General features: G+C 74.0%; 15 protein-coding genes. 7 read left to right on the top strand and 8 right to left on the bottom strand.

Annotated features, from left to right (window positions below; translation table 11 throughout):
- Positions 1 to 229 precede the first annotated feature (229 nt).
- From DSZ44_RS00565 to DSZ44_RS00555, 3 genes are all read right to left on the bottom strand, one after another.
- Entirely contained in the window at positions 230 to 1,471 is a 1,242-nt protein-coding gene (locus DSZ44_RS00565) for a YibE/F family protein (protein WP_110850656.1), read from the bottom strand.
- Between the two features lie 129 nt (positions 1,472 to 1,600).
- A complete protein-coding gene (locus DSZ44_RS00560; RefSeq protein WP_110850655.1) occupies positions 1,601 to 2,929 on the bottom strand; it encodes a DUF2254 domain-containing protein in 1,329 nt (442 codons plus the stop codon).
- Positions 2,930 to 3,037: 108 nt separating this feature from the next.
- Positions 3,038 to 4,426 (bottom strand): glycine--tRNA ligase, encoded by a 1,389-nt coding sequence (locus DSZ44_RS00555; protein WP_110850654.1) that lies wholly within the window; start codon positions 4,424 to 4,426, stop codon positions 3,038 to 3,040.
- A 225-nt stretch (positions 4,427 to 4,651) separates the two neighbouring features.
- Here DSZ44_RS00555 and DSZ44_RS00550 point away from each other — a divergent pair, with 225 nt between their 5' ends.
- From DSZ44_RS00550 to DSZ44_RS00530, 5 genes are read left to right on the top strand one after another with little or no spacing between them, the layout of a single operon-like run.
- Positions 4,652 to 5,611, top strand: a complete 960-nt coding sequence (locus DSZ44_RS00550) for a metal ABC transporter substrate-binding protein (RefSeq protein WP_110850653.1) — start codon at positions 4,652 to 4,654, stop codon at positions 5,609 to 5,611.
- Positions 5,612 to 5,637: 26 nt separating this feature from the next.
- Positions 5,638 to 6,414, top strand: coding sequence for a metal ABC transporter ATP-binding protein (locus DSZ44_RS00545; protein WP_110851273.1), 777 nt, complete (start codon positions 5,638 to 5,640; stop codon positions 6,412 to 6,414).
- Positions 6,411 to 7,316: a metal ABC transporter permease gene (locus DSZ44_RS00540; RefSeq protein WP_110850652.1), complete on the top strand. Its 906-nt coding sequence runs from the start codon at positions 6,411 to 6,413 to the stop codon at positions 7,314 to 7,316. Before DSZ44_RS00545 ends, DSZ44_RS00540 begins: the two co-directional genes overlap by 4 nt.
- On the top strand, positions 7,313 to 7,714 hold the full coding sequence (locus tag DSZ44_RS00535) for a Fur family transcriptional regulator (RefSeq protein ID WP_110850651.1): 402 nt from the start codon (positions 7,313 to 7,315) through the stop codon (positions 7,712 to 7,714). The genes DSZ44_RS00540 and DSZ44_RS00535 overlap by 4 nt, the downstream gene beginning before the upstream one ends.
- Complete coding sequence (locus tag DSZ44_RS00530) at positions 7,707 to 8,219, top strand: DedA family protein (protein ID WP_258369119.1); 513 nt, start codon at positions 7,707 to 7,709, stop codon at positions 8,217 to 8,219. The genes DSZ44_RS00535 and DSZ44_RS00530 overlap by 8 nt, the downstream gene beginning before the upstream one ends.
- Before the next feature lie 177 nt (positions 8,220 to 8,396).
- On the opposite strand, the gene DSZ44_RS00520 is transcribed toward DSZ44_RS00530, so the two are convergent.
- Positions 8,397 to 9,173, bottom strand: coding sequence for an isoprenyl transferase (locus tag DSZ44_RS00520; protein WP_110850650.1), 777 nt, complete (start codon positions 9,171 to 9,173; stop codon positions 8,397 to 8,399).
- A complete protein-coding gene (gene recO, locus DSZ44_RS00515) occupies positions 9,170 to 9,901 on the bottom strand; it encodes a DNA repair protein RecO (RefSeq protein WP_110850649.1) in 732 nt (243 codons plus the stop codon). Before recO ends, DSZ44_RS00520 begins: the two co-directional genes overlap by 4 nt.
- 133 nt (positions 9,902 to 10,034) lie before the next feature.
- Here recO and DSZ44_RS00510 point away from each other — a divergent pair, with 133 nt between their 5' ends.
- Positions 10,035 to 10,568, top strand: coding sequence for a flavodoxin family protein (locus tag DSZ44_RS00510; RefSeq protein WP_110850648.1), 534 nt, complete (start codon positions 10,035 to 10,037; stop codon positions 10,566 to 10,568).
- The gene (locus DSZ44_RS00505; protein ID WP_110850647.1) at positions 10,565 to 11,044 is read left to right on the top strand and encodes a GyrI-like domain-containing protein; all 480 of its coding nucleotides are present in this window, start codon (positions 10,565 to 10,567) and stop codon (positions 11,042 to 11,044) included. Before DSZ44_RS00510 ends, DSZ44_RS00505 begins: the two co-directional genes overlap by 4 nt.
- 49 nt (positions 11,045 to 11,093) lie before the next feature.
- Here DSZ44_RS00505 and DSZ44_RS00500 read toward each other — a convergent pair whose 3' ends face one another.
- The 3 genes from DSZ44_RS00500 to DSZ44_RS00490 form a co-directional block, all read right to left on the bottom strand.
- Positions 11,094 to 12,323, bottom strand: coding sequence for an MFS transporter (locus DSZ44_RS00500; RefSeq protein WP_110850646.1), 1,230 nt, complete (start codon positions 12,321 to 12,323; stop codon positions 11,094 to 11,096).
- Between the two features lie 89 nt (positions 12,324 to 12,412).
- Positions 12,413 to 14,128 carry a 2-isopropylmalate synthase gene (gene leuA, locus DSZ44_RS00495; protein ID WP_110851271.1) on the bottom strand — a complete coding sequence of 572 codons (1,716 nt, stop codon included), beginning with the start codon at positions 14,126 to 14,128 and terminating at the stop codon, positions 12,413 to 12,415.
- Between the two features lie 541 nt (positions 14,129 to 14,669).
- Positions 14,670 to 16,016 (bottom strand): FHA domain-containing protein, encoded by a 1,347-nt coding sequence (locus DSZ44_RS00490; protein WP_110850645.1) that lies wholly within the window; start codon positions 16,014 to 16,016, stop codon positions 14,670 to 14,672.

Here is a 16,016-nt window from a genome sequence, read left to right as displayed (position 1 = left end):
GGGCCAGCACCACCGGGCTGCCCACCGACACCGGGCCGATCTGGAGGGAGGTCACCCCGGCATTCTCCCAGGCGCCGGCGGGGCCGTCACCGTGGGTGACCTCACGCCGGCGCGGGGGCACCGCTGACCTCCCCGGATCTCCTCGCCGGAGAGAGGGCCGAGGGGGGAGGTCGGAGGACGTCCGGGGAGGTCGGCGGACGTCGCGGTGCCTCGCGCGGCGTGCCGCGGCTCAGGCCTGGTCCGCCCCCGGCTCGGGCCGACGCGCCGCGACGACGTCGTCCCGGCGCGCCCGGCCCTCGAGGGGCGCGCGGGTGGCGCTCACCCGCACGAGGGCCGCGGCGATCGCCGTCGTCGCCGGGATGGCGAGGACCAGGCCGACGGAGGACACGAGCGTGCGGACGATCTCCTCGGCGATCTCCCCGGCCATGAGCGTGTCGAGGAAGGCGCGGTCGTAGGAGGCGGCCATGAGCAGCACGGGCAGCGCGGTACCGACGTAGGCGAAGGCGAGGGTGTAGACCGTCGAGGCGATGTGGTCGCGCCCGATCCGCATGCCGCCGAGCCACAGCCGGCGCCGCGCCATCGTCTGGTCCGCCGCGTGCAGCTCCCACACCGCCGACGCCTGGGTGATCGTCACGTCGTTGAGGACACCGAGGCCGGCGATGACGATGCCGCACAGCAGCAGGTCCTGGAGCCGCAGGCCGGGGAAGGTGCCGGAGAGCATGAGCGCCGTCTCCGACGTCGTGCCCGTGAGGTTGGCGGTCCGGGTCCCCCACGTCGCCAGCCCCGTGGTCACCGCGAGCCCGATGAAGGTCCCCAGGATCGCCGTCGTGGTGCGGATCGAGACGCCGTGGGCGAGGTAGACCGAGAAGAACATCATCGCGCTCGAGCCGACGAGCGCGACGAGCAGCGGCGGCGCACCGGTCATGAGCGCGGGCAGCACGAAGACGACGACGACGGCGAGGGAGGCGGCCAGGCCGGCCATCGCCGCCAGCCCGCGCCACCGCGCGACGAGGACGACGACGAGGGCGTACAGGACCGCGAGCCAGGCGACCGGGACGGTGCGCTCGAAGTCCCAGAAGATGTACGGGCTGCCCGACCCGAGGCCGGAGGCGCTGAAGAGCAGCCGCATCCGGTCCCCGACGTCGGTCCCGTTGTCCAGGACCTCGGGCGGGACCTGGACGGGGATGATCTGCCCCTCCCCGGCCCCGGTGAGGAGCTCGGCGCGCACCTCCTGGCCGGGCGTGCCGGTGACCTCGACGACCTCGGCGATCTCGACGGTCATCCCCTCCGCGAGGAGCTCCCGTGAGCCGACCGGGCTCTCCCCCGTCGGCCACAGCGCCACCAGACCCGCCAGCGTCGCGAGGATGAGCGGCACGACGAGCGCTGCCAGCACGGTCCGCGCCCGCCGCGCCTGCGCGGGCGGGATCTGCGCGTGCGAGTCGTGGCGGTGGACGGGGGGCGCAGCGGCCACGTGATCGCTCCGGGATCCGGGGGAGGGAACGGCGGGTGCCCCCACCGCCCGGGCACACGACGGTGCCCGGACCACGGTAACCACAGCACGGGTCCCGCCCGGCACGACACGGCGGCGGACGGCCGGCGTTCACGCTCTGGACAGCACCTGGACGGTGTCCCGGGCCCGCGCGGTGAACAGCTCGACGTCGTGCTGCTGGTGCTCGGCCCGGACGAAGGCCTCCTCGAGGAGCCGCACCTGGGCGAGGAGCCGGGCACGCACGGCGCGGTGCGCGGTGTCCCGCCCGACGCGTCGCACCAGGTCCAGCGCTGCGGACATGACGGCCGGGGAGGCAGCGGCGTACCAGCGCACGTTGTCGAGCACCCCGGAGGTGAGCTCGACCGCACCGGCGAACGGGGCGTGCACCCGCAGGACGCCGTCACGGTCGTAGCGGTAGGGCGACGGCATCTCCCGCTGGGCTAGCAGCGCGAGCCCGGAGGAGAGATCGTCCAGGGCGTTGACCGCGGTGAACGGGTCGTTGGTCCCTGGGGACAGGGCGCGCACCGCCAGCTCGGTGAGCTGCTGCACGGCGAAGGAGACGTCCTGGTACGGGCTGCGGGCGACGCTCACGCCGATCGTCGCGCCGACCGCCTCCAGCACCTCCTCCCCCGCGGCCTCCGGCGGGTGGACGACGGCGATCACGCCGTCGCCCAGCACGTAGCTGCCCGGGTGGATCCGCAGGTCCACGAGGACGTCCGCCTCGCGGGCGACCTCGAGCAGCTTCTCGTGCGCGACGGAGGTGACGTAGCCGGGGTGCGCGGCCCGCACGGTCACGCCCTCCTCGTCGAGGCGCGCAGGCAGGACGTCCTCGTCCTCCACCTCGCGCTCGTCACGTCCGACGGGCTCGGGGTAGAGCCGCTCGACCGTGGCGTGCAGCTCGTCGCGCACCCGGCGGGCGATCGTCGAGACCTGGATCGAGTCGGAGATGTGGTGGATGAACCAGATGAGCACCGCGACGTTGAGCACCGCGAGCAGCACCGCCACGTTGACCGCGAGGTGCGGCACGAAGACATCGGCCTCGGGGTCCCCGGGGTCGCCGAGCGCCCGGACCGACCGCAGCACGAGGAGCGCGTAGAGGAAGGTGGCGACGTAGACACCGAGGACGGCCTGGTTGCCGCGGTCGGCCATGAAGTTGCGGATCAGCCGCGGGCCGTAGGTGGAGGAGGTGAGGGCGAGGACCGCCATGGTGATCGAGAAGGTCGTGCCCGCCACCGCCAGCGAGGACCCGGCGATCGCACCGAGGAGGTCGCGGCTGCCACTCTCCCCGACGCGGTAGAGGAACACCTCGGCCCAGCCCGGCAGGGAGAGCTCGACGTCCCGGTCCACCCAGATGAGCACCTCGACCATGAGCACGGCCAGCAGGCACAGGACGGCGGGCAGGAACCAGAATCGCTCGCGGAGGCGCTGCAGTGCGGTCACGGCCCCAGCGTGGCAGGCCCGAGGCGTCCCCGCCCCGGGGACGGCGGCCGCTCGGGCGGCCGCGGCCGGCCGCGGCGAGCCCGGGGCTCGCCGCGGCCGCCGCGCGACTCAGGCGCCGACGAGGCGCTCGGCGAGGTAGCTGCGCACCTGGCTCAGCGCCACGCGCTCCTGGGTCATGGTGTCGCGGTCACGGATCGTCACGGCCTGGTCCTCGAGGGTGTCGAAGTCCACCGTCACGCACAGCGGGGTGCCGATCTCGTCCTGGCGGCGGTAGCGGCGGCCCACGGCACCGGCGTCGTCGAAGTCGACGTTCCAGTACTGGCGCAGCTCGGTGGCGAGGTTGCGGGCCACCGGCGAGAGCTGCTCGTTGCGTGACAGCGGCAGCACCGCGGCCTTGACCGGCGCCAGACGCGGGTCGAGCTTGAGGACGGTGCGCTTGTCGACCCCGCCCTTGGCGTTGGGGGCCTCGTCCTCGCTGTAGGCCTCGACGAGGAAGGCCATGAGCGAGCGGGTCAGGCCCGCGGAGGGCTCGATGACGTAGGGCACCCAGCGCTCGTTCTTCGCCTGGTCGAAGTAGGACAGGTCCTGGCCCGAGTGCTCGGTGTGGGTCTTGAGGTCGAAGTCGGTGCGGTTGGCGATGCCCTCGAGCTCTCCCCACTCGCTGCCGGAGAACCCGAAGCGGTACTCGATGTCGACCGTGCGGGTGGAGTAGTGGGAGAGCTTCTCCTGCGGGTGCTCGTAGTGGCGCAGGTTCTCCCGCTTGATGCCGAGGTTCGTGTACCACTCGGTGCGCGCGTCGATCCAGCGCTGGTGCCACTCGGCGTCCGTGCCCGGCTCGACGAAGAACTCCAGCTCCATCTGCTCGAACTCGCGGGTGCGGAAGATGAAGTTGCCCGGCGTGATCTCGTTGCGGAAGGACTTGCCGATCTGCGCGATGCCGAACGGGGGCTTCTTGCGGGAGGTCGTCATGACCTGGCCGAAGTTGACGAAGATGCCCTGGGCGGTCTCCGGCCGCAGGTAGTGCAACCCGGACTCGTCCTCCACGGGGCCGAGGTAGGTCTTGAGCATCATGTTGAAGTCGCGCGGCTCGGTCCACTCACCGCGGGTGCCGCAGTTGGGGCAGGAGATCTCGGCGAGGCCGCCCTCGGGGGCGCGCCCCTTCTTCTCCTCGAACTCCTCCTCCATCTGGTCGGCGCGGAAGCGCTTGTGGCAGGAGAGGCACTCGGTGAGCGGGTCGGTGAACACCCCGACGTGGCCGGAGGCGACCCACACCTGGCGGGGCAGGATGATCGAGGAGTCCAGGCCCACGACGTCCTCGCGCGCCTGGACGACGGTGCGCCACCACTGGCGCTTGATGTTCTCCTTGAGCTCCACGCCGAGGGGCCCGTAGTCCCACGCGGACCGTGTCCCGCCGTAAATCTCCCCGGAGGGGAAGACAAAGCCTCGCCGCTTCGCGAGGTTGATGACGGAATCCAGTCGGGAAGGCGCTGCGGCCACGTCAATCACTCCAATGTCGTTGGTCCGCACCTGGCTGGTACGAACGTGGCAGACCCGCACCTGGCTGGTGCGAGCGTCGGACAGCCGCACCGCGGTGCGGACGTGGTGCCCGTCGGGCACCGACCCAACCTACCTCCGCGGGCGCGCGTGCCGTGCACCACGATCGGGCCGGCCGGCGCTCACCCGAGTTGACAACGGTTCTCAGCATTCTTGAGAATGAGTCTCATGAGCCGCTCGCGCCCCCTGTCCGCCGTCCTCGCCGTGCTCGCCCTGTCCGGGTGCGCGGCCTTCCAGGACCAGGGCACCGGCGGGGACGCCACCGACGCCGCGTCGGCCGGCGGCAGCCTCACGGTCCTCACCGGCGTCTACCCCCTGGAGTACCTCGCCGAGGAGATCGGCGGCGAGCGCGTCTCGGTCGGCTCGCTCACCCCGGCGAACGCCGACCCGCACACCCTGGAGCTCTCCCCCCGCGCGGTCGCGGACATGGGAGCCGCCGGGCTGGTCGTCCACGTGTCCGGCCTCCAGGCAGCCGTCGACGACGCCGTCGCCGCCACCGGTGTGCGCGCCCTCGACGCCGCCGAGCACACCGAGCTCCTCACCGCGACGGGCCACGACCACGGCCACAACGACCACGCCGAGGACGCGCACGACCACGACGGCGAGACCCTCGACCCGCACCTGTGGCTCGACCCCGTCCGTCTCGCCGAGGTCGGCACCGCCCTGGCGGAGGAGCTGGCCGCGATCGACCCCGACGGCGCCGCGACCTACCGCGCGAACGCCGAGCGGGTGGCCGCCGACCTCACCGACCTCGACGCCGACATCGCCGCCGGCCTGGCCACCTGCGAGCGCGACACGATCGTCGTCGCCCACGAGGCCTACGGCTACCTCACCAGCGCCCACGGCCTGCACCAGGAGGGGCTGTCCGGCATCGACCCCGACGCCGAGCCCTCCCCCGCCCGCCTCGCGGAGATCGCCGGTGTCGTCACCGAGCACGACGTCGACACCGTGTTCGTCGAGTCGCTCCTCAGCCCCGCGGTCTCGCAGGCGCTGGCCGACGACCTCGGCCTGCGCACCGCCGTGCTCGACCCGCTCGAGAACCAGCAGGACCCGGACGCCGACTACCTCGACGTCATGCGCGCCAACCTCGCCGCACTGCAGGAGGCCCTCGCGTGCTCCGCCTCGTGACCGGGGACGTGGCACCATACCGACCCATGGCCCTGCCCGTGCGCGCCCGCGACCTCCACGTCACCCTCGGCGGCGCCCGCATCCTGCAGGGCGTCGACCTCGACGTGCGCGACGGCGAGATGGTCGCCCTCCTCGGCGCCAACGGCTCGGGCAAGTCCACCCTCGTCAAGGCGCTCCTGTCGGTCGTGCCCGTGAGCCGGGGCACCGTGACGCTCTTCGGCGCCGACGTCGCCGACCGTCGCCACGTGCCGTGGCGGCGCGTGGGCTACGTCCCCCAGCGGGTGGGCGCGGCCTCCGGCACGCCGGCGACGGCGCTGGAGGTCGTTGCCTCGGGCCTGCTGGACAACCGGCGCCTGCGCCCGCCGCGCGGCTGGCGCGAGCCCGCCATGTCCGCCCTCGACGAGGTCGGGCTGGCCGACCGCGCCCACGAGACGGTCAGCGTCTTCTCCGGCGGGCAGCAGCAGCGCGTCCTCATCGCCCGGGCCCTCGTGCGCCGCCCCGACCTCCTCGTCCTGGACGAGCCCCTCACCGGCATCGACCGCGACTCCCAGGAGTCCCTCGCCGCCACCCTCACCGGCCTCCGGGAGCGCGGCACCAGTGTCCTCACCGTCCTGCACGAGCTCGGCTCGCTGGCCGGGCTGCTCGAGCGCGCCGTCGTGCTGCGCCACGGGCGCGTCGTTCACGACGGTGCTCCGCCGCCCGCCGCGGCCGGCCACTGCGGCCCGGAGCACGAGCACCACCACGCCCACGAGGACGTGCCGGTCGACCCGCACAACCCCGAGCTCCGGCTGGGGCTGTCATGACCGTCCTGCTCGACATGCTCGCCAGCCCTCTCATGCAGCGGGCGCTCATCGCCGCCGTCCTCGTCGGACTGGTCGCTCCCGTCATGGGTACCTACCTCGTCCAGCGGCGCCTGTCCCTGCTCGGGGACGGCATCGGACACATGGCACTGACCGGCGTGGCGGTGGGCTGGCTCGTGGGCGGGACGCTGGGCGTGACGCCGCACGACGCGCTCGCCGTCCCGGGAGCAGTCGTCGCCTCGATGGTCGGCGCCGTGGTCATCGAGCTGGTCCGCGAACGCGGGCGCACGAGCGGCGACCTTGCCCTCGCGCTCCTGTTCTACGGCGGCATCGCCGGCGGCGTCCTGCTCATCGGCATCGCCGGTGGCACCACGGCCAACCTCAACGGCTACCTGTTCGGCTCGATCGCCACCGTCACGCTCACCGACCTGTGGCTGACGATCGGGCTGGCCGTCTCGATCCTCGCCGTGGGGATCGGGCTCCGGCCGGCGCTCTTCGCGTTGTCGCACGACGAGGAGTTCGCCCGCGCGAGCGGGCTGCCGGTGCGGCTGCTCAACATCGTCGTCGCGGTGCTCGCGGCCCTCACGGTGTCCGTGGCGATGCGCGTCGTCGGCGTCCTGCTCGTGTCCGCGCTCATGATCGTGCCCGTCGCCACGGCCCAGCTCGTCACCCGCTCCTTCCGCGGGACGATGGCGGCGGCCATGGTCATCGGCCTGGCCGTGAGCGTGTCGGGCCTGTCGCTGACCTACGTCTACCCGCTCTCACCCGGAGCGACGATCGTCGTGCTGGCGATCGGGATCTTCGGCGTAGTATCGCTGGCACGTCCGCTGCTCGGGCGGCGCCGCCCGTCGACCGACCCGCACCCGGACCTTCAGGACGACGTCGAGCTACGTGAGGCCACATGAGACCCCGGATGACGCGGCAGCGCGCCGCGGTCAGCGACCTCCTCGAGCGCACCGACGACTTTCGCAGCGCCCAGCAGCTGCACGAGTCGCTCCGCGACGCCGGGGACGCCGTCGGACTGGCCACCGTGTACCGCACCCTGCAGACCATGGCGGAGGTGGGTGAGGTCGACGTCCTGCGCACTGACGACGGCGAGGCCCTCTACCGGCGCTGCGAGAGCGCCAAGCACCACCACCACCTCGTGTGCCGCACCTGCGGCACCACGGTGGAGATCAGCGGGGACGCGGTGGAGGCGTGGGCCGAGGAGATGGCCGCGCGGCACGGGTTCACCGACATCGAGCACACCATCGACCTCTTCGGCCAGTGCGCGGACTGCTCGCGGCAGCGCGCGGGTGCCTGAGTTCCTCACCGGCTGGCCGTTCGCGCTGGTCTTCGCCTTCCTCTTCTCCGGGGCGATGCTCCGCGGCCAGGGCATCTACTGGCTCGGGCGCCTCGCCACCGTCCAGGCGTTGCGCCACACCCACCCGACGGAGGGCTGGCGGCTGCGCACCCACCGCGCTCTCAGCGGGCAGGGTGCCCAGCGGGGCGTGGAGCTGGTGCGCCGCTGGGGGCTGGTCGCCGTGCCGGTCGCCTACCTCACCGTGGGCGTGCAGAGCATGGTCATGGCCGGAGCCGGGATCCTGCAGGTCCCGTGGCCGCGCTTCACCCTGGCGCAGGTCCCGGGCGCCCTCGCGTGGGCGGCGATCTACTCCACGGTCGGCTTCGCGGTGTGGACCGCGGCGCTGGCCGCGGCGGCCGGCTCCCCGGCGGGAATCGCGGTGATCGTCGCGCTCGCGGCCGCGGTCGTGGGCGCCGTCGTCGTCCACCGGCGCCGCCGCCGCCCCACCACACCCGCCGAGCGCTGAGTTGTTCCTGCCGCCGCCGTAACAACTCAGCGCTCGGCGCAAAAGGGTGGGGGTCGCGAGGCGCGAGGGCCCGAGGGGCGAGGGCCCACACCCGCCGAGCGCTGAGTTGTTCCTGCCGCCGCCGTAACAACTCAGCGCTCGGCGCAAAGGGGTGGGGGTCGCGAGGGGCGAGGGGGGTCAGGCCTGGGCGGCGTCGACGGCGCCGCCGTAGCGGCGGTCACGGGAGGCGTAGATCTCGACGGCGCGCCACAGGCTGCGGCGGTCGACGTCGGGCCAGTGCTCCTCGAGGAAGACCATCTCCGCGTAGGCCGCCTGCCACAGCATGAAGTTCGAGGTGCGCTGCTCCCCCGAGGTGCGCAGGAAGAGGTCGACGTCCGGCAGCTCGGGCTCGTCGAGGTAGCGCGCGACGGTCCGCTCGGTGACCTTCTCCGGGTTGAGCCGCCCGGCGGCGACCTCCCGCGCGATCTGCCGCGCGGCGTCGGCGATCTCGGCGCGCCCGCCGTAGTTGACGCACATCGTCAGCGTGCACACGTCGTTGCCGGCGGTGAGCCGCTCGGCCTCCTCGAGCTCGGAGATCACCGAGCGCCACAGCCGCGGGCGGCGTCCGGCCCAGCGCACCCGCACGCCCCACTCGTGCATCTGGTCACGCCGGCGGCGCAGGACGTCGCGGTTGAAGCCCATGAGGAAGCGGACCTCCTCCGGGGAGCGCTTCCAGTTCTCGGTGGAGAAGGCGTAGGCCGAGACGTGGGTGACCCCGATCTCGATGGCACCGGCCACGAGGTCGAGCAGGCTCGCCTCCCCCGCCTTGTGCCCCTCGACGCGCGGCAGGCCGCGCGCGTTGGCCCACCGGCCGTTGCCGTCCATGACGACGGCGACGTGCCGGGGCACGAAGCGGGCGTCGATCGCCGGCGGGCGGGCGCCGGAGGGGTGCGGCGGGGGCGGGACCGGGTTCACACGCGCTCCACGTGGCGCAGGGAGCGCAGCTGGCGCTCGAGGTGGTACTGGAGGTGGGCGGCGACCAGGCCGGAGGCCTCGTCCCGGTCCCGCTGGGCGGAGCCCTCGGCGGCGGGCCAGTCACCCGACAGCAGCGCGCCGAGGAGGTCGAGGGTCTGCGGCGCGGGCGCCGAGGAGCCCGGCGGGCGGCAGCGGTCGCAGACCGCCCCGCCCTGGGCGACGTGGAAGGCGTGGTGCGGACCGGGCCGGCCGCACTGGGCGCAGTCGTCGAAGCTCGGTGCCCAGCCGGCGACGGCGAGCGAGCGCAGCAGGTAGGAGTCGAGGACGAGGCTCGCCGGGTGGCGGCGGGTGGCCAGCGCGTGGAGGGCGCCGACGAGCAGGAGGTACTGCTGCGGCGCGGGCTCGGCCTCCTCCTCGGTGAGCCGCTCGGCGGTCTCGACCATCGCCGTCGCCGACGTGTACAGCGAGTAGTCGGAGCCGATCGAGCGCCCGTAGGGGGCCTGGGTCTCCACCTGGGTGATGATGTCGAGGCTGCGCCCGACGTGGAGCTGGACGTCGACGAGCGAGAAGGGCTCCAGGCGGGCGCCGAACTTCGAGCTCGTGCGGCGCACGCCCTTGGCCACCGCCCGGACCCGGCCGTGCGCGCGGGTGAGCAGGGTGATGATCCGGTCTGCCTCACCGAGCTTGTGGGTGCGCAGCACCACGGCCTCGTCCCGGTAGAGCTTCACCGGTCCATTGTCCCCCGCCGCGCGGCCGGCGAGCGACCCGGCTCGCCGGGGCACCGGGGACGAAGGGCCCTTCTCCCCCCGTGCGGCGCGCGATAGCCTCCGAGCAAGGCCGGCACGGCTGGAGGTGGGCAGGATGGGCGCGGTCGTCGTCTACGAGTCCGAGCTGGGCAACACCGCGGCCGTCGCGCGCGCCGTGACCGAGGGCCTGGGCACCGCGCTGGACGTCGAGCTCCTCGACGTCGCCACCGCCCCACCGCCCCACGAGGTGGTGGCGCAGGTCCTCGTGGTCGGCGGCCCCACCCACGCCCTGGGCATGAGCCGGCCCAGTACCCGCCGCGACGCCGCGGCCCGCGGCGGGCGTGTCGTCACGACGGGCATCCGGGAGTGGCTCGGGAGCTCGGGGCCGCTCAGCCTCCCGGTGACGGCCTTCGACACCCACGTGCGCCACCCCGACCTCCCCGGTCACGCGGGGCGCAAGGCCGCGCGGGTGCTGCTCCGCCTGGGCGCGGAGCTCCTCACCGAGCCGGAGAGCTTCTACGTCCGGGACGCCGAGGGGCCCCTCCTGCCGGGCGAGCTGGAACGCGCCCGGGACTGGGGCCGCCGGATCGGTGCCCTCGCCGCCCGCGACCCCGCGGCCGGTCCGCCCTCACCTGAGGAGAAGACATGAACGACATCTCGCTCATCGATGTCGAGGAGCGGCCCACGGTCGGCATCCGCCGCCGGGTGCCGGTGGCGGAGCTGCCCGCCTTCCTCGAGGAGGCGTTCGACACGGTGGCCGCGCAGGTCGAGGGCGCCGGCGCACACATCGCCGGTGCGCCGTTCGCGCGTTACCGGGGCGCCCCGAGCGACGTCATCGACGTCGAGGCCGGGTTCCCGCTCACCGAGCCCTGGAGCGGGGGTGGTGACCTCGTGGTGGGCGCGCTGCCCGCCACCCGCGCGGTCGAGGCCACCCACCGGGGCAGCTACACGGTGCTGCGCGAGACCTACGAGGAGATCGAGCGCTGGACAGGGGAGCACGACGTCCAGGTACGGGAGGAGAGCTGGGAGCTCTACGAGGCGGGGCCGAGCTCCGACCCCGACCCGGGCACCTGGCGCACCCGCATCATCTGGCCGGTGGCCGCGCCGGAGGTCGACGCCGGCTGACGGCCGCCCCGCCGACCGACGCGCGGCTGTCCTCGCCGCGCCCCGGCGCTCAGGACCTGCCGTGGCGCTGGGCCATCACGGCGGCGCTCACGCCCGCGGCGCTGAAGGTGAGCACCGCCCCGAGGACGAGGAGCAGCGGCCCGGTCCACCCGCCGGTCGCGGAGCTCAGGGCGCCGACGACCGGGCCGGCGGAGGCCGCGGCCACGTAGCTGCCGGTCTGGACGCGGGCGGAGACCGTGGCCGCCTCGCGGTCGCTGCCGCTCGTCTGGGCGATGATCGACAGGATCGCTGTGAAGGCCCCGCCGTGCCCGATCGCGCCGAAGAGCGACCAGAGGACGAAGGCGCCCGGCGCGAGGAGCAGGCCCACCGGCATGGCCACCCAGCTGGCGGCGATGACGGCCATCGGGACCCATCCCGGCGTGCGGGCGGCGAGCAGCGGCACGCCGAGGGCGCCGAGCACGGAGAAGAGCTGGAAGAGGGACGCCGCCGAGCCGGCCGCTGCCGGGTCCAGGCCCTGCGTGTCCGTCAGCAGCGTGGGCAGCCAGCCGGACAGGCCGTAGTAGGCGAAGGTCTGGCAGCCCAGGGCGAGGACGAGCAGCCAGGCGATGCGGCTGACGGACGGTGAGACACGGGTCGACGCACCGCCCGAGCGGGCAGCCTCGTCCGCCTCCGCGACGGCGGCCGACCGGCGGGCGCGCAGGCGCACCCAGTAGAGCAGGCCGACGACGGCGAGCACGCCCCACAGCGCCAGCGCCCAGCGCCAGCCCACCGCCTCGGCCAGCGGCACGGTCCCCAGCGAGGTGAGGGTCCCGCCGATGTTGAGCGAGGCGGTGTACAGCCCGGTGACGGCGGTGGCGCGGTGGTAGGGCACGTCACGGCGGATGATCACCGGGACGACGATGTTGCCGATCATGATCGCGGCGCCGATGACCGCCGTTCCGAGGAACGCGTTCCCCGTGCCCCCCGCCGAGCGCACGACCGTGCCGCCGAGGATGCCCAGCAGGCACACGAGCACCGCGCCGTCGGGACCGACCCGGCGGATGACACGCGGCACGAGCGGCCCGGCGAGGGCGAAGCACAGCACCGGAAGGCTCGTCAGCAGCCCCGCGGTGGTGGAGGACAGCCCGAGGTCCTCGCGCAGCAGCCCCAGGACCGGGGCGGGCGCGAGGATCGGCCCACGGAGGTTGAGAGCGACGAGGACGACACCGACGACGACGGCCCACGGCACGGCCCGGCGGACCGTGTCGGAGGCGGGCGCCGAGGAGGGAAGGGAGGCCATTTCTCCGATGCTAGGCCGACCGCCGGGAAACCCCTCCCTCGCCCGTCGCGCCCCGTGTGGCGCAGCGGGCGGAGGTCCGGGCGGACGGGCTAGCGCACCGCGCGGTTGACGGCGGAGACGATGGCCTGGAAGGACGCCGTCGTGATCGACGGGTCGATGCCCACGCCCCACAGCACCTGGCCGTCGACCTCGCACTCGACGTAGGCGGCGGCGGTCGCGTCCCCACCCGTCGACAGCGCGTGCTCGGCGTAGTCCAGGACGTTGACCTCGACGCCGAGCTCGGCGAAGGCGTTGGTGAAGGCGTCGACGGGGCCGTTGCCCGCCGTCGTCAGCTGCTTCGACGTGCCGCCGTCGACCATCTCCATCGCCAGGGTGGCGCCCTCGCCCTCACCGCCGGAGGTCAGCGTCGTGCCGCGCAGCGCGAAGCGACCCCACGGCGCCAGGCCGGAACCGGCCGGCGCGGGCAGGTACTCGTCGCAGAAGATGTCCCACAGCCGCTCGGCGCTGATCTCCCCGCCGTAGGCGTCGGTGACCTTCTGGACGACGCCGGAGAACTCGATCTGGAGGCGGCGCGGCAGGTCGAGGTTACGGGTGCTCGCGAGCAGGTAGGCGACCCCGCCCTTCCCGGACTGGGAGTTGACGCGCACGACGGCCTCGTAGCTGCGGCCCACGTCGATGGGGTCGACCGGCAGGTAGGGCACGTCCCACGGCACGGCGGTGGGGTCCCCGCCGGCAGCGGCGACGCGCTCCTCGCGCACGGTGAAGCCCTTCTTGATGGCGTCCTGGTGGGAGCCGGAGAAGGCCGTGTAGACGAGGTCGCCGCCGTAGGGGTGGCGCGGGTGGACGTCCATCTGGGTGCACTGCTCGACGGTGCGCCGGATCTCGTCGATGTCGGAGAAGTCGATCTGCGGGTCGATGCCCTGGCTGAAGAGGTTCATGCCCAGGGTGACCAGGTCGACGTTGCCGGTGCGCTCGCCCTGGCCGAACAGGCAGCCCTCGACGCGGTCCGCGCCGGCCATGACGGCGAGCTCGGCGGAGGCGACGGCGGTGCCGCGGTCGTTGTGGGGGTGGACGGACAGCGCGACGAACTCCCGGCGGGAGAGGTGGCGGCTCATCCACTCGATCTGGTCGGCGTACACGTTCGGGGTGGCGCGCTCGACCGTGGCGGGGAGGTTGAGGACGATCTCGCGGTCGGCGCCCGGCTGCCACACGTCCATGACGGCCTCGCACACCTCCAGCGCGTACTCGATCTCGGTGTCGATGAAGATCTCGGGCGAGTACTCGTAGGAGAAGACCGCCTCGGGGTCGAGGACCTTCTCCGCGTAGGCCATGACCTCACGGGTGCCGGCGACGGCGAGCTCCTTGGTGGCCTCACGGTCGTTGCGGAACACGATGTCGCGGAAGACAGGCGCCGTCGCGTTGTACAGGTGGACGGTGCCGCGGGCGGCGCCGACGAGGGAGTCGATGGTCCGCTGGATGAGCTCGGTGCGAGCCTGGGTGAGGACGGAGATCGTCACGTCCTCGGGGATCGCGCCGTCCTCGATGATCGAGCGGACGAAGTCGAAGTCGGTCTGGCTCGCGGCCGGGAAGCCGACCTCGATCTCCTTGTAGCCCATCCGGACGAGGAGGTCGAACATGCGGCGCTTGCGGGCCGGGTCCATCGGCTCGATGAGCGCCTGGTTGCCGTCGCGCAGGTCGGTCGACAGCCAGCGGGGTGCCTGGGTGATCCGGCGCGAGGGCCACTGGCGGTCCGGCAGGTCGATGCCGTTGACCTCGTGGAAGGGGCGGTACTTGCCGATCGGCATCCGCGAGGGCTGCTGGTCGTTGGAGAAGGTGCGGGTCTTCATCGTTCATCCACTTCGCTGTTGTCTGGTGCGCCGGGCACGAGAGACACCGCGACGAGGGGCCGGCTGCTAGAGGGCCTCGCCGCGGCAGCGAAGGAGGAGAAGACTCCTGACGTGGTGCACGCCACCGACTCTAGCGCACGCCGCCGCACGGCTTGGCCCATGTCTCACCGGCGGAACGGGCACGCCGCCCGGCCACCCCGGCGGGGTATCGGGATCTGCCCGCGGGCGGCGCGGTCGTCGATCCCCCGGACGTGCACCTGGCGCGCGGCCTGCCGGAACTCCGCGGCGGAGGTCCGCGGCACGTCCTCGAGCCTCTCGACGAACGCCAGCCGCCGGAGCGCTGGGACCCCTCATGCGTCGTCCTCGTCGCGGTGCTGGCCGAGGTCACCCGGCCTGTCGGGGACGGCGAGATCCCCCCTGCCACGGGCTCTCGGCGCTCACAGCGATCGCATCACCCTCCCCGGCCACCCCCGTGTCCGACCACGGGGGTAGCTCCCCGTCATCGCGGCTCGCGCAGGACGGTGTGCTCGACGTCGGTGTCCCCGACCGTCAGCGTCGTCCCGCCGAGGACGACGACGTCGCCGTCGGCCACCTCGACCGGCTCGCCGGGCGTCAGGGGGCGGCTGCTGCCGTCGGGCAGGTGGAGGACGGTGCCGTTCGTCGAGCCGCGGTCAACGACGACGACGCGTCGCGGCTCGACGGTCACCGTGAGGTGGGTCTTGGAGACGCGCTCGTCGGGTACCGCGAGGAGTGCGGCTGGTTCCTCCTCGGCGCGGGCCTGCGGCGCACGGCCGACGAGGGTGCGGCCGGGCGCGAGGGCGCGACCGTCGGACAGGTGCACCGTCGGGGCCGCACCGGTCGGCGTCACGTCGGTCGGCCTCACGTCGGTCGGAACAGCCGCCGGCGCCGCAGAGGCCACCGGAGCCCCGGGTGCGGGTGCCGCGAGGGCCTCCGACGCCTCAGCTGCCGACACGCCAGGTGCCGACGCGCTCGGGGCCGGTGCGTCCGGGACCACCTGCGGCGGACCGGGCCACGCCAGGTCGGCGGGCGACGGGGTCACCTGGCCCGGGGCCCGGCCGCCGACGACGATCGGGCCGCTGCCGACGGCGGGCGTGAGCGCCCCGACCGCAGCGTCGGCGGATGCCGGCTCGTCGTGGGCCACCCGGTGCATGCGCGCGCGGTGCACGCGCCGCAGGCCACTGGCGGTGAGGAGCGCCGGGAGCAGGCACACGAGCGCGAGGAGCGCCTCGGTGAGCCACGCCCCCCGCACCTCGTCGGGGGCGTAGGGCGTGGACGCCTCGCCGTAGCCGAGGACGGCGCGCACGGCGAGGACGACTGCGGCCGCGCCGAGGAGGAGGACCACGAGCGTGCGCGGCAGCAGCGGCGGGCGCCACAGCTCCCCGGCTCCGGGGGCGCGGTCGGCCGTGACGGCCTCCTCGTGCGCGCGCAGGGTGTCGGGGTCCGCCGTCGTCGCGTCGACGCGCCCGCCGTCCGCGCGGACGGCGGTGGCCAGGGTCCACCAGGCCGCGGTGGCGCGGGTGAGTGCCGAGCCGGTGGCGACGAGGACGCCGCCGAGCAGCGTGGCGGCCAGGAGCAGGCCGATCCCGACGGCGGAGGAGGAGCCCTCGCCGCCGTCGGCGACGCCGCGTCCCACGAGCACCGCTCCCCCGGCGCCGAGCGCCCAGGCGAGCGCGGCGAGACCGAGGCGGGCCCAGGAACCGAGGGCTGCGGCGAGGTCGCCGAGCGCCTCGGCGCGCCGGATCATCATCGCGCCGTGTCCGGGCCACGGCCGGTTGCGGGAGTCGGGCCCCAGCCAGGGGCGGGCGGCGGGGGGCGTCAGCGGCAT

The organism is Georgenia satyanarayanai, from assembly GCF_900116375.1.
GTDB lineage: Bacteria > Actinomycetota > Actinomycetes > Actinomycetales > Actinomycetaceae > Oceanitalea > Oceanitalea nanhaiensis.
The sequence above is the reverse complement of the archived record's forward strand: the minus strand, read 5'-3'. Positions and strand labels throughout refer to the sequence as shown.